Origin of the sequence: Pseudomonas sp. MSSRFD41 (assembly GCF_014230245.1) — a bacterium.
Lineage (GTDB): Bacteria > Pseudomonadota > Gammaproteobacteria > Pseudomonadales > Pseudomonadaceae > Aquipseudomonas > Aquipseudomonas piscis.
Genome location: NZ_JACKZK010000001.1, coordinates 247,379 through 260,250, shown reverse-complemented (window position 1 = coordinate 260,250; position 12,872 = coordinate 247,379). Strand labels below are relative to the sequence as shown.

The window sequence follows — 12,872 nt, the reverse complement described above, 5'->3', positions numbered from 1 at the left end:
ACATGTCTGATGCACTCTGGGCCGCCCGCCTGGGCGACGGGCTGGAACACACCTCGATGATGGCCGACATCCTCGGCGGTGTACTGGAGGTCGCGGCCAACGTTGCCATCGGCGCCCTGGCGACCATGGCAGTCGCTGCGGCAGCCGGCATCACCGTGGCCACCGGCGGCCTCGGTGCCTGCGTGCTAGGGCTGGTGGTGGGCGTGGTGGTGGGCGTGGTCATGAGCAAGACCGGCGCCGACAAGGGCTTGAGCAGTTTATGCGAGGACATAGGCAACGCACTGTTCCCGCCCTCGATCCAGGCCACCATCGCCAGCGGCTCGAAAAAGGTCCTCACCAACAACAAGCCGGCGGCCCGCGCGGCCGGTATCGCCCCGCCGTCGCAGATCAACGGCGACGGTGCCGAAGAAGGCGAAGCCACCGACACGCCTTCGGCCACCCCGGAGGAAGGTCCGGGCTTTCTCGACATGGCCACGGAATTCTTCTCGCAGATGTGGCGGCCCACCTTGGCCTCCCCTGCCCCTGGCTCCGAACCCAGGGACCAGGACCTGATCACCTGTACCAAGCACCCGCCCATGCCACCGCAGTACCTGGCCGAGGGTTCGGAGAAGGTCAGCATCGACGGCCAGCCGGCAGTGCGCAGCGGCGATCGCAGCACCTGCGACGCCAAGGTGGTATCGGCCGGCCCCATTTCCCCCAACGTCACCATCGGCGGCGGCTCGGTGGTGGTACGCGAGATCCGCAGTGGCAAGACCCCGGGGGTGGGCCTGGCGGTGACCGTGCTGATGATGCTCAAGGGCGGCAAGGGCAAGTTCCTCAGCAACCTGCCGTGCATGCTGATGTCGGGGGTCAATTCCTTTGTGGTCAGCCAGGCAACGGGAGCGCTGACCCAAGCCATCGCCGGCTCGCCGAACCCGGTGCACGCAGCGACCGGGGCCAAGGTTCTGGGGGATGACGAGGACCTGGACTTCGCCTTGCCCGGTGTGCTGCCCATCGACTGGCAGCGTGTCTACAACAGCCTCGATGAGCGCCGGGACGGGTTGTTCGGCGCAGGCTGGAGCGTGAATTACGAGATCTGCGTGCAGCTCCACGCTCACCCCGAAGGCGGTGAACGCCTGATCTACACCGATGAACAGGGACGACGGATCGATATGGGGTCGATCCCCCTCGGTGGCGCGGTATTCAGCGATGGTGAAGGACTCAGCGTAAGGCGCAACCACGACGGCCGGCTGCTGATCGAAAGCGAGGACGGCCTGTACCGACTGTTCGAACCCACGCCAGGCAACCCCGAGCACTTGCGCCTGAGCCAGTTGGGAGATCGCAACGACAACCGCATTCACCTGGACTATGACACCAGCGGACTCCTTAGCCGCCTGCGCGACGCCTTCGATCAGGTCCAGGTTGAACTGATCTACAGCCCGCAGTGGCCCGGTCGGGTAGCGCAGATCGAGCGCCTGTACCCCGATCAACAGCGCGAAGTGCTGGTCAGCTACACCTATGACAGCCAAGGCGACCTGGCCGAGGTGCGCGATGCCAGCCAGCAGTTGCAGCGCCACTTTGCCTACGATCATGCCCGGCGCATGGTCGAGCACTGGCTACCCACCGGGCTGCGCTGCTTCTATGAGTGGGCCTGGATCGATGAGCGCGAATGGCGGGTGGTGCGCCACTACACTGACGAAGGCGACGAATACCGCTACGACTACGACCTGCAGGCAGGCGTCACCCGCATCACCGACAGCTTGCAACGCCAGAGCCTGCGGCGCTGGAACAGCCAGCGGCAGATCACCGAATACACCGATAACCTGGGACAGACCTGGCAGTTCCAATGGAACGACGAGCGCCAGTTGCTCGCAGCGATCGACCCCATGGGCGGCCAATATCAATTCGAGTATGACGATGCCGGCAATCTCTGCCGCAGCATCGACCCCCTGGGCCGCAGCGAGTCGACCCTGTGGCTGGAACACTGGTCCCTGCCACTGGCGGAAATCGACGCTGCCGGCAATACCTGGACCTACCAGTACGACGCCCGGGGCAACTGCACTCGCGAAACCGATCCTCTGGGCCACAGCACCCTCTACCGCTATGACTCACGGGGCCTGGTGCGGGAAGTAATCGACGCCAGCGGCAAAAGCAAGACGCTGGAATGGAACGACCAGGGACAGCTGCAGCAACAGATCGACTGCTCGGGTTACCCCACCCGTTTCAGCTATGACCGCCAAGGCTATCTGCAGGTCATTACCAACGCCCTGGGCGAGCGCCAGACCTTCCACTACAACGCCCAGGGGCGCTTGTTGCAAAGCCGGCTGCCGGATGGCCGCAGCGAACACTACCAGCGCGACGCCAGTGGCCTGCTGACCGGCTATATCGACCCGGCGGGCCACAGCACAGGGTATCAATACGATCGCCGGGGACAGGTACGCTTGCGCACCGATCCCCACGGCCGGCAGGTGCAGTTCGGCTATGACGCCTTTGGCCGCCTGCAGGTACTGACCAATGAAAACGGAGAAAGCTACCGCTTCATCTGGGACGCTGGTGATCGCCTGGTGCAACAGCAGGACCTCGACGGCAGCGCCCGATGCTATGCCTACGACCGCCTGGATCAGGTCACCCGGCTGGAGTTCGTGCCCGCGCCCCAGGCCCCGGGAGCGCCGGCCGTAGAGCCCATCGTCCATCACTTGCAGCGCGATGCCGTGGGTCGCTTGATCGGCAAGACCACCGACGACGGGCATACCCAATACCACTACGATCCGCTGGATCAACTGACGGCGGTGCAATTCACCGATATCGCCGGCCAGCAGCAAAATCTGGCTTTCGCCTACGATGCCCTCGGCCAGTTGCTCTCGGAACAGGGCCCCGAGGCCAGCCTGCACTACCAATACGACGAGCTGGGTAATCCCACCCGTACTCGCCTGCCGGATGGCCGCTGGCTCAACCGCTTGTATTACGGCAGCGGCCATCTGCACCAGATCAACCTCGACGGCCAGCCCATCAGCGACTTCGAACGCGACCGGCTGCACCGCGAAGTGTTGCGGACCCAGGGCCAGATCAGCAGCCACAGTGAATATGACCGCGGCGGGCGCCTGCGCGCTCGCCTGCGGCGCTCGACACAAGCACCGGGCAACCCTTCGCTGGAACTGCAGAAGCACTTCGACTTCGACCCTGGCGACAACCTGATCGGCCGCATGACACGCCAGCCTCAGGGACAGGCTCGGCAGCTCCTGCACTACGACGCCAGCGGTCGCATCATTGCCAGCCAGGGGCCCTTGGCGGGGCAGAACGAAACCTTCAGCTACGACGCCGCGGCCAATCTGCTCGACGGGCCGCAGGTTGCGGGCGGGCGGGTGCAACACAACAAGCTGCTGACCTTCCAGGACAAACGCTACCGCTACGACGGCTTCGGTCGGCTGATCGAAAAACGCAGCGGCAGCCGGGGTGTACAGCATTTCACTTATGACGCCGAACATCGCCTGATCGAAGTGCGCAACCAGAACGGCGCCGGCGATACCCTGGTGCGCATGCGCTACGACCCGTTCGGCCGGCGGATCGCCAAGAGCCTCTGCGACAGCCAGGGCCAACTGCTGGATGAAACCCGCTTCACCTGGGATGGCATGCAGCTGCTGCAAGAACACAACAGCCGCCATGACAGCCTGTACATCTATGTCCCGGACAGTGACGAGCCCCTGGCACGGGTCGATGGCCTGGGTGCCCGGCAGAAGCTCCGCTACTACCACAACGACTTGAGCGGGATGCCGGAGCAACTGACCGAAGCCGATGGCCACTGCATCTGGCAGGCCCGTTATCGGGTCTGGGGCAACACCCTTGAAGAAGTGCGTGAACCCTATTACATCGAAGAGCAGAACCTGCGGTTCCAGGGGCAATACCTGGATCGGGAAACCGGCCTGCACTACAACACCTTCCGCTTCTACGACCCGGACGTGGGACGCTTCACCACGCCGGACCCGATCTCCCTGGCCGGGGGCCTCAACCTCTACCTCTATGCCCCCAACCCCTTTGGCTGGATCGATCCCCTAGGCTGGAGCTGCGCCTCATCGATCAACCGCCGGATCAAGAGCCTCAAGAAACAGGGCTATCAGGACCACCACATCCTGAGTGACAAGCACCCTGCCACCAAGAATCACCCGTTGCTCAAGCTGGCCGGGTACGATCTGCAAAGCCGAAGGAATAAAATCTTCCTGCCGAACAAGAAGACCGCGGCGAAGGACCCTCGCCGGTCGATCCACGAAGGTCGTCATGCCGGCCGGGTCAGCGACAACCTGGCGGCGAAGATGACTCAGGTGGAACAGGTCGGCAAACGCAATAACTGGAACCAGGCCCAATACCGCAAGGCCCTGGACAAAATTGTCTCCGACGAGCGCCAACTGCTGCGCTCAGGCCAGCGACAACTGAACAAGAACGCCCGGCCGGGAGCCTATTACGATTAGGAACAGAAGATGATCTTGAGCTGGAAACCACCGATCCAATACAACCCGAAACTGATCGGCTCCTACGACGTCGATAGCGGCGCCTATGAAACCCCTGGGTCGAGCTTCGACTACCTGGCCCTGCTCGCCGGGCAGCCGTACCCAGAGGCCATGGACAAGCCGCCGGTGTTTTTCCAGTGCAAGGCGAAGAAACTGCTGGAGCACGATTGCCTGTGGCTGTTGGGGGCCGTTCCCCTGGTTTCAGCTCGGCTGGCGGACTTTCTCACCCAGCATGCGGGAGCCGATATCCAGTTGATCCAGCCCCTGAGCCTCATTGCCGACGCCCAGGAAGTCAGCCAGCCATACTACATCGTCAATGCCATCAAGCTCGTCAATGCCGTAGACCACACGCGCTCCGAAGCGGAGCGGGACGACGACGGCACCCTGCTCTACTTCAACAAGACCTGGTTTCTTCAAGCCGCCCCGCAAATGGGCCAGATCGCCCGGGAGCCGGAGTCCGGGGATCTGCTGATCAGCGCGGCCCTGGCCGACAGCCTGATCGACGCGGGTTTCAAGGGCGACAAGGGGCTGGGGCTCTACAGCGCCGAACGACGTTTCGTACCCTACCGCAACAATGCCTGAAGCCCGGCAGATGCCGGGTCAGATCGCCGTACCGCGCTTCTTGCCCGGCTTGATGATCAGCAACTGGTCCAGCTCCTGCTTCCGGGCGCGGGTGACGAATTCCAGCGCGGCCTGCATATCCCTCTCGAACAGCTCGAAAGTCGCCCGATCGATGGCGTAGTACTCCTCGTAATCGACCCTGCCGTTGCTGACCGGGAAGGAGACGTAGTACTGCCCGGAAATTTCTTCGACGCCCATCGAGAACATTTCCTCACGGCTTACGAACAGAGCGCTGAACTTCATATTGCTCCCTGGAAGCTGAAAATCGTCCCATTCAAGTCGAACTCAAGAGCTCTGGCGCCGGTCAAGGCCTCGCTGGCCACTCACTGGAGCCTGGCCGACTCCCTCCGCGGGAGCGTGGCTGCCAGGCTATTCAGCGCGTACTCCGCAACCTTTGCAGTCAGGTCACCGACGGCTGCGGCTTGAGGCTCTGCATGGCCTGCTTCCAGGCGGGCTCGTGATGGGGCATATCGTTGACCGTGGTGGTCAGGGTAGTGATCAGTACCGCCGGCTTACGCTCGATGAACACCTGGCGCAGCATCAGCTCGCGGCCTTCACGCTTCCAGCTGTAGTCCAGCAGCACGGCGGCGTGGCCGTGCATGTCGAAGTCCCAGCGCTTGATCAGGCTGAAGCCTGGCAGTTGCTGTTCGGCACTGTCCAGCTGCCGGGCCACGTAGTCGCTGAAGGAGGCGTCGCCCTGGCTGGGATCGCGGCTGATGACGAAGCTGGCTTCCTGGGCACCCCCGACGGCAGGCAGCTTGAAGATATTGATGCTCTGGTCCTGCCAGGAGTCAGGGATATTCAGGTCGGCTTCTTGAAGACGGTAAGAGGACAAGGGATTCGCGTTCCGTGCAGAAAAAGGGGGAAGTCGTACAGCGGCAAATCTTCAAGCAATGCCTGGTAACAATCAAGGAACCCGTCGGCAACTTTGGGCGAACGCTTGATCGTCCGCGCCGGTGAGCTCCAGCAACTGGCCGCCGGTCTTGAGGTAGAGAAAACGCTGCGCTACCTCCACCAACAAGCGTGGGGCCTTGGGCGCCACGCTGTAGTCCTCGCGAGCCAGGGAATAACCGCAGATCCAGGAACCGGGATCGTCGTACTGCTGGCTGTGAAACCAGCCAAGGGCCTCGCGGTAGCCTACCTGCTCCAGGCGCGGCTGGCTGCCGGCCAGAGCCGAGGGCAGGGCCAGGGTCAGGAAACCGGCACGCAGGCCGGGACGAACAGACCACCAAGCAGGGCGGTCGATAGCGCGCAATGGTTGATCGGGCGGGTCAACCTTGGCCTTGGGTCGCGACACAAACAGGCGGGCATCCTAGCCACGCCCACAGGCCTTCGCAAGCCAGGCCCGGGCTTGCGACAGGCAAAAAAAATAGGCACCCGATGCGCTCGGCATGCCTATTTCCCCCCTATGCGCCCCCGCTGGCGAGAGCACCCAATGTTTATGGATTGACGCTGTCCTTCAGCGATTTGCCAGGCTTGAATGCCACGGTGTTGCTGGCCTTGATCTTCACCGGCTCGCCGGTCTGCGGGTTCTTGCCAGTGCGGGCGCCACGGTGGCGTTGCAGGAAGGTGCCAAAACCGACCAGGGTGACGCTGTCTTTGCGGTGCAGGGCCCCGGTGATTTCCTCGAGGATGGCGTTGAGCACGCGGTTGGCTTGATCTTTGGTCAGGTCCGCTTTTTCAGCAATGGCTGCGGCGAGTTCTGGTTTACGCATAGTGTGAAGCCTCTTTGACGGTTTTTTGTTGTTATGTCCGTGCTGTTCAGGGGAACAGCCCCAAGGCGCCGCAGGCTCTACGCTGCGGCAGACGGGAGTGAGGATGGCACGCGCTGGAGAGTGGCGCCAGTCTCCCGGCGACCTTTGTGAGGGCAAAAACCCGGTTATTCCGACAGAACGACCGGTATTCAGGCCAGCAGCGCCGGAAGCTCCTTGTTCAGGGCCAGTTTTTCCATCACCGCGGCCCCGGTCAGGGCGTAACCCAGCAACTGGCCGCTGGCGTCGCGGCACAAGGCCCGAACATCGGCGCCCTGCCCCTCGGCGGTCCAGACGCCTTCCATGCCCCGGGGGGGTGGCGATACCACCAGCGGGCAGACCGGAGTCTTGACGGTGATCGGCATCGGGCCATAGCTGACCGCCGTCGGGTTGCCGGCCAGGGTCTGCGCCAGGGCCCGGGCGCAGCTCATCAGCGGCAACACGTACAGCAGGTTCAGGCCATCGACCTCGGCACAGTCGCCCAGCGCATAGATATTGGAGTGGGACGTCTTGAGCTCGCGGTCCACCACCACGCCGCGATTGACCATCAGCCCGGCAGCGGCGGCCAGGTCGATCCGCGGACGCAGGCCGATGGCCGAAACCACCAGGTCGCAGATGATCACCTGGCCATCGGACAGATGGGCCTCCAGGCCGTCGGCATTGCGTTGCAGGCGGTTGAGCACCGGGCCCAGGTGGAAGCGCGCGCCCAGGCTTTCCAGGCCGGCCTGGACCGCAGCAGCCGCGGCCGGAGGCAGCAGGGTCGGCATGACCTGTTCGCAAGGCGCCACCAGGTCCACCTCGTAGCCACCGACGATCAGGTCGTTGGCGAACTCGCAACCGATCAGGCCGGCCCCCAGCAGCAGCACCCGGCGCTTGCCGGCCGCGGCGGCACGAAAGCGCGCATAGTCCTCCAGGTCGTTGATCGGGAAGATCAGCTCGCCGGCATCGCCCTGCACCGGCACCCGCACGGTCTCGGCGCCCCAGGCCAGGACCAGGTCGCGATAGGCCACCGCCTCCTCGCCGATCCACAGGCGCTTGTGGCCCGGGTCGATGCCGCTGATCCGGGTATGGGTGCGCACCTCGGCCTTGAGCTGCTCGGCCATGGCGCCGGGCTCGGCCATGCTCAGGCCATCGGCATCCTTGTTCTTGCCGAAGCCGGTGGAGAGCATCGGCTTGGAGTAGGAACGACCATCATCGGCGGTGATCAGCAGCAACGGCGTGTCGCCGTCGAGCTTGCGAAATTCCCGCGCCAGGTTGTACCCCGCCAGGCCCGTCCCTACGATCACTACCGGTGCGCTCATTCCTTGCTCCTTGTTATTGGTCATTGTCTGCAAAAGTCGATCAAGCGATCTCGATCATTTCGAAGTCGGTCTTGCCCACGCCACAGTCCGGGCAGAGCCAGTCTTCAGGCACGTCCTCCCAACGGGTGCCCGGCGCGATACCGTCGTCCGGCCAACCTTCCGCTTCGTTGTAGATCAGGCCACAGACCACACACTGCCACTTCTTCATCGATGCATATCCTCGAGCATTCAGGCTTTGCCGGCGGGGCGGTCGATGGGTCGACTCTGGGAGGTCCCCACGCTGATCAGCTTCCGGCACTGGGGTTTTTTACTGGTCGCTACCGGCAGATGCAAGCACGTTCGTGCCGCCTGGCGTCCCCGGTCAATCAAAACCACCGGTGGCCGTGCTAAGCTCGCCGCCTCATTTGCTGCCAATAACGAACCACCGTGCCGCACTCAATGCCCCCCGCGCCGGCCCCGACCTGGCTGGTGCAAAGCCGTCTGTCCCCTGTTCCCGGCGCACTGGTCGCCAACTGGCTGTTCGACGAGGGATCGCTGACCCGACGCCTGACCCGCCTGTCCAACAATGGCTTCAGCGTCACGCCGCTGGTGGAACAATGGCAAACCCTGCGCAGCGACGAGTGCACGGCCCTGGGCCTGCCCGAGCACAGCCAGGGCTGGGTCCGCGAGGTGTACCTGCGCGGGCATGGCGAGGCCTGGGTATTCGCCCGCAGCGTGGCCGCCCGCAGCGCCCTCGAAGACGGCGGGCTGAACATCGACGAACTGGGCAGCCGGTCCCTGGGCGAGTTGCTGTTCTGCGACGAAGCCTTCACCCGCCAGCCCATCGAAGTCTGCCGCTATCCCCAGCCGTGGCTGCCCGCCCAGGTCGCTGCCGGCGACCTGTGGGGCCGGCGCTCGCGCTTCGATCGCGGGCCTCTTAGCCTGTTGGTGGCCGAGGTCTTCCTGCCCGGGCTGTGGCACGCCATAGAGACCCAATCGGAGGCTTGCTGATGTACCTGCGCCTGCTCCAGTCCCTGAACCGTCTGCACCCGCGGACCTGGGATTTCCTGCAACTGACCCGCATGGACAAGCCCATCGGCATCTACCTGCTGCTGTGGCCGACCCTCAGCGCCCTGTGGATCGCGGCCAAGGGCGCGCCATCCCTGGGCCATGTGCTGATCTTCGGCCTCGGCGTGGTCCTGACCCGGGCCGGCGGTTGCGCGATCAACGACTTCGCCGACCGCAAGGTCGACGGCCAGGTCAAGCGCACCGACCAGCGTCCGCTGGCCACCGGCAAGGTCAGCGCCAAGGAGGCCCTGGTGTTGTTCGCAGTGCTCATGGGTACGGCCTTCCTGCTGGTGCTGTGCACCAACGCCACCACCGTCTGGTTGTCGTTCGGCGCCCTGGCCCTGGCCGCCTGCTACCCCTTCATGAAGCGCTACACCTATTACCCGCAGGTGGTGCTGGGGGCAGCTTATTCCTGGGGCATCCTGATGACCTTCACCGCCCAGGACGGCCAGCTGCCGGCCACGGCGTGGCTGCTGTACATCGCCAACCTGCTGTGGACGGTGGGCTACGACACCTACTACGCCATGACCGACCGCGACGACGACCTGAAGATCGGCGTGAAATCCACGGCGATCCTGTTCGCCGAGGCCGATCGGGTGATCATCCTTACCCTGCAGGGCCTGTCCCTGGCCTGCCTGCTGCTGGCGGGCGCGCGGTTCGACCTGGGGGGCTGGTTCCACCTGGGCCTGGCGGTGGCGGCGGCGTGCTTCGCCTGGGAATTCTGGTACACCCGGGATCGCGACCGGATGAAATGCTTCAAGGCCTTCTTGCACAACCACTGGGCGGGCATGGCGATCTTTATCGGCGTGGTGCTGGACTACGCCCTGCGCTAGGGCCGTACAGCCGCTGCCGAAGGCTCGGACCGCGTTCGGACGTGGGTTTGAAGGGACACAGCGAGCTTGAGGCCGCCAGAGGATCTAATAGAACTGCCAAGCAAGGCCCTGCGGGCCTTTGTGCAGCTTCGCAGGCTCAGCAGCGGCTACAGGACTTGTAGCCGCCATAGGTGGGATTACTGCTTGGCGACCTTCCAGGCACCGTCCATCTTGCCGTCGCCGGTCATGTCGCCGGCCTGCTTGTCCATCACGAAGCCGTACAGCGGCTTGCCGTCATAGGCCCACTGCATCTTGCCGTCGTCACGCTTGATCACCGTCCACTTGCCTTCGGCCTTGTCGCCGGCCTCGGCCATCAGCGGCGGCCAGTTGGCGGCGCACTTGTCGTTGCACATGGACTTGCCATCGCCATCCTTGGCGAAGGTGTAGAGGGTCATGCCCTTGTGATCCACCAGCATGCCGTCCTTGCTCATCGCCGGCTCGGCGGCCAGGGCCAGGGTCGGCAGGGCCAGGGCGGCGCCCACCAGCAGGACTTTCAGGGAGTGCTTGAACACAGTCATGGAAACCTTCTTTTGTGGTTGTCAGGAATCGGACCCCAAGCTTAGTCGAGGAAGCTGCACCTCGCTCCGCGACCTGAAATACTGTCACACGACTGCAATAATTCCGTTATCTAATGCGGCGCAAGACAGTTGAATGACAAGAGGTTCAAGCATGGTTGGCAGAAGCATTCTGATCGTTGACGACGAAGCGCCCATCCGCGAGATGATCGCCGTTGCGTTGGAAATGGCCGGCTATGACTGCATGGAGGCAGAGAACTCCCAGCAGGCGCATGCCATCATCGTCGACCGCAAGCCGGACCTGATCCTGCTGGACTGGATGCTCCCGGGAACCTCGGGCATCGAGCTGGCGCGCCGCCTCAAGCGTGACGAGCTGACCGGCGACATCCCGATCATCATGCTCACCGCCAAGGGCGAAGAGGACAACAAGATCCAGGGCCTGGAGGTCGGCGCCGACGACTACATCACCAAGCCGTTCTCCCCACGCGAACTGGTGGCCCGGCTCAAGGCCGTGCTGCGCCGCGCCGGCCCCTCCGACGGCGAGGCCCCCATCGAAGTCGGCGGCCTGCTGCTGGACCCCATCAGCCACCGGGTGACCATCGACGGCAAGGCGGCGGAAATGGGCCCCACCGAATACCGCCTGCTGCAGTTCTTCATGACCCACCAGGAACGCGCCTACACTCGTGGCCAGCTGCTGGACCAGGTCTGGGGCGGCAACGTGTACGTCGAGGAGCGCACCGTGGACGTGCATATCCGCCGGCTGCGCAAGGCACTGGGGGATGCCTACGAAAATCTGGTACAAACCGTGCGCGGCACCGGGTATCGCTTTTCAACCAAAGGTTGAAAGCAGTTGCAAGCTGCCAGCTACCAGCGGCAAGTAGGAACCCATCTGCTTTGACTTGAAGCTTGCAGCTTGAAACTTTTCACCGTCCGAAGGACCGATTGTGAATCAAAACTGGCATGGCACCCTGATTCGCCACATGTTGCTGTTGCTCACCGGCTGCCTGCTGGTGGGGCTGGCCAGCGGCTACTATGGCTGGAGCCTGGCCGCCGGCCTGGGGATCTACCTGGCCTGGACCCTCAAGCAGCTGTTGCGCCTGCACGAATGGCTGCGACTGCACCAGCCCGACGAAGCACCACCCGACGGCTACGGCCTGTGGGGCGAGGTGTTCGACAGCATCTACCACCTGCAACGCCGCGACCAGCGGGTCCGGGGGCGCCTGCAAGCGGTGATCGACCGCGTCCAGGAGTCCACCGCGGCGCTCAAGGACGCGGTGATCATGCTCGACAGCGACGGCAACCTGGAATGGTGGAACCGTGCCGCCGAGACCCTGCTGGGCCTCAAGACGCCCCAGGACAGCGGCCAGCCGGTGACCAACCTGGTGCGTCATCCGCGCTTCAAGGAATACTTCGAGCAGGACAACTACGCCGAGCCGCTGGAGATCCCCTCCCCGGCCAGCGACCGCGTGCGCATCCAGCTGTACATCACCCGCTACGGCAACAACGAGCACCTGATGCTGGTGCGCGACGTGACGCGCATCCACCAACTGGAACAGATGCGCAAGGATTTCATCGCCAACGTGTCCCACGAGCTGCGCACGCCGTTGACGGTGATCTGCGGCTACCTGGAGACCCTGCTGGACAACGTCGACGAGGTGAATCCACGCTGGAACCGCGCCCTGCAGCAGATGCAGCAGCAAGGCGGGCGCATGCAGACCCTGCTCAACGACCTGCTGTTGCTGGCCAAGCTGGAGGCCACCGACTACCCCTCGGACAACCATCCGGTGCCCATCGACGCGCTGCTGCAATCGATCAAGAGCGACGCCCAGGCGCTGTCCGGCGAACGCAACCAGCACATCACCCTGGAAGCCGACGCCTCGGTACTGCTCAAGGGCAGCGAGGCCGAACTGCGCAGCGCCTTCTCCAACCTGGTGTTCAACGCGGTGAAGTACACCCCGGCCGAAGGCAACATCCGCATCCGCTGGTGGGGCGACGAACAGGGTGCGCACCTGAGCGTGCAGGATTCCGGGATAGGCATCGACAGCAAGCACCTGCCGCGCCTGACCGAACGCTTCTACCGGGTCGACTCCAGCCGCAACTCCAATACCGGCGGCACCGGCCTGGGCCTGGCCATCGTCAAGCATGTGCTGCTGCGCCATCGCGCCCGCCTGGAAATCAGCAGCGTGCCGGGCCATGGCAGCACCTTCACCTGCCACTTCGCCCCGGCCCAGGTGAAGAAAAACCGCATCGCCAGCCTTACCGACCAGCGTTGACAGCGGCCTGC

The 12,872-nt window shown here is 64.0% G+C and carries 13 protein-coding genes; 6 read left to right on the top strand and 7 right to left on the bottom strand.

Annotation, left to right across the window (positions count from 1 at the left end):
- Positions 1–2: 2 nt before the first annotated feature.
- The gene (locus H7A76_RS01255; RefSeq protein WP_185696853.1) at positions 3–4,442 is read left to right on the top strand and encodes an RHS repeat-associated core domain-containing protein; all 4,440 of its coding nucleotides are present in this window, start codon (positions 3–5) and stop codon (positions 4,440–4,442) included.
- A gap of 9 nt (positions 4,443–4,451) precedes the next feature.
- Entirely contained in the window at positions 4,452–5,063 is a 612-nt protein-coding gene (locus H7A76_RS01250; protein WP_185696852.1) for an imm11 family protein, read from the top strand.
- Positions 5,064–5,081: 18 nt separating this feature from the next.
- Here the strand turns inward: H7A76_RS01250 and H7A76_RS01245 are convergent, their stop codons facing one another.
- From H7A76_RS01245 to H7A76_RS01220, 6 genes are all read right to left on the bottom strand, one after another.
- On the bottom strand, positions 5,082–5,345 hold the full coding sequence (locus H7A76_RS01245; protein ID WP_185696851.1) for a hypothetical protein: 264 nt from the start codon (positions 5,343–5,345) through the stop codon (positions 5,082–5,084).
- Between the two features lie 157 nt (positions 5,346–5,502).
- Positions 5,503–5,937 (bottom strand): DcrB-related protein, encoded by a 435-nt coding sequence (locus tag H7A76_RS01240; RefSeq protein ID WP_185696850.1) that lies wholly within the window; start codon positions 5,935–5,937, stop codon positions 5,503–5,505.
- A 72-nt stretch (positions 5,938–6,009) separates the two neighbouring features.
- Complete coding sequence (locus tag H7A76_RS01235) at positions 6,010–6,399, bottom strand: hypothetical protein (RefSeq protein ID WP_260497889.1); 390 nt, start codon at positions 6,397–6,399, stop codon at positions 6,010–6,012.
- Between the two features lie 142 nt (positions 6,400–6,541).
- On the bottom strand, positions 6,542–6,817 hold the full coding sequence (locus H7A76_RS01230) for an HU family DNA-binding protein (RefSeq protein ID WP_185696849.1): 276 nt from the start codon (positions 6,815–6,817) through the stop codon (positions 6,542–6,544).
- 188 nt (positions 6,818–7,005) lie between these two features.
- On the bottom strand, positions 7,006–8,154 hold the full coding sequence (locus H7A76_RS01225; RefSeq protein ID WP_185696848.1) for an FAD-dependent oxidoreductase: 1,149 nt from the start codon (positions 8,152–8,154) through the stop codon (positions 7,006–7,008).
- 40 nt (positions 8,155–8,194) lie between these two features.
- Positions 8,195–8,362, bottom strand: a complete 168-nt coding sequence (locus H7A76_RS01220) for a rubredoxin (RefSeq protein WP_185696847.1) — start codon at positions 8,360–8,362, stop codon at positions 8,195–8,197.
- Between the two features lie 218 nt (positions 8,363–8,580).
- On the opposite strand from H7A76_RS01220, the gene H7A76_RS01215 reads away from it, so the two are divergent.
- Together H7A76_RS01215 and ubiA are read left to right on the top strand one after the other, a co-directional pair.
- Positions 8,581–9,144 carry a chorismate lyase gene (locus H7A76_RS01215; RefSeq protein WP_185696846.1) on the top strand — a complete coding sequence of 188 codons (564 nt, stop codon included), beginning with the start codon at positions 8,581–8,583 and terminating at the stop codon, positions 9,142–9,144.
- On the top strand, positions 9,144–10,034 hold the full coding sequence (gene ubiA / locus H7A76_RS01210; RefSeq protein ID WP_185696845.1) for a 4-hydroxybenzoate octaprenyltransferase: 891 nt from the start codon (positions 9,144–9,146) through the stop codon (positions 10,032–10,034). The genes H7A76_RS01215 and ubiA overlap by 1 nt, the downstream gene beginning before the upstream one ends.
- A gap of 176 nt (positions 10,035–10,210) precedes the next feature.
- Here the strand turns inward: ubiA and H7A76_RS01205 are convergent, their stop codons facing one another.
- A complete protein-coding gene (locus H7A76_RS01205; protein WP_185696844.1) occupies positions 10,211–10,591 on the bottom strand; it encodes a hypothetical protein in 381 nt (126 codons plus the stop codon).
- 151 nt (positions 10,592–10,742) lie between these two features.
- Between H7A76_RS01205 and phoB the strand changes: the two genes are divergently transcribed.
- A complete protein-coding gene (gene phoB, locus H7A76_RS01200; protein WP_185696843.1) occupies positions 10,743–11,432 on the top strand; it encodes a phosphate regulon transcriptional regulator PhoB in 690 nt (229 codons plus the stop codon).
- Positions 11,433–11,568: 136 nt separating this feature from the next.
- Positions 11,569–12,861 (top strand): phosphate regulon sensor histidine kinase PhoR, encoded by a 1,293-nt coding sequence (gene phoR, locus H7A76_RS01195; protein ID WP_221775082.1) that lies wholly within the window; start codon positions 11,569–11,571, stop codon positions 12,859–12,861.
- The last annotated feature ends 11 nt before the right edge of the window (positions 12,862–12,872 follow it).

Bases quoted from the DNA above. Each gene is read 5' to 3' on its own strand.
- H7A76_RS01220 (WP_185696847.1), bottom strand. From the start codon at position 8,362: ATGAAGAAGTGGCAGTGTGTGGTCTGTGGCCTGATCTACAACGAAGCG.
- H7A76_RS01205 (WP_185696844.1), bottom strand. From the start codon at position 10,591: ATGACTGTGTTCAAGCACTCCCTGAAAGTCCTGCTGGTGGGCGCCGCC.
- H7A76_RS01230 (WP_185696849.1), bottom strand. From the start codon at position 6,817: ATGCGTAAACCAGAACTCGCCGCAGCCATTGCTGAAAAAGCGGACCTG.
- phoB (WP_185696843.1), top strand. From the start codon at position 10,743: ATGGTTGGCAGAAGCATTCTGATCGTTGACGACGAAGCGCCCATCCGC.
- phoR (WP_221775082.1), top strand. From the start codon at position 11,569: ATGTTGCTGTTGCTCACCGGCTGCCTGCTGGTGGGGCTGGCCAGCGGC.
- ubiA (WP_185696845.1), top strand. From the start codon at position 9,144: ATGTACCTGCGCCTGCTCCAGTCCCTGAACCGTCTGCACCCGCGGACC.
- H7A76_RS01255 (WP_185696853.1), top strand. From the start codon at position 3: ATGTCTGATGCACTCTGGGCCGCCCGCCTGGGCGACGGGCTGGAACAC.
- H7A76_RS01250 (WP_185696852.1), top strand. From the start codon at position 4,452: ATGATCTTGAGCTGGAAACCACCGATCCAATACAACCCGAAACTGATC.
- H7A76_RS01245 (WP_185696851.1), bottom strand. From the start codon at position 5,345: ATGAAGTTCAGCGCTCTGTTCGTAAGCCGTGAGGAAATGTTCTCGATG.
- H7A76_RS01225 (WP_185696848.1), bottom strand. From the start codon at position 8,154: ATGAGCGCACCGGTAGTGATCGTAGGGACGGGCCTGGCGGGGTACAAC.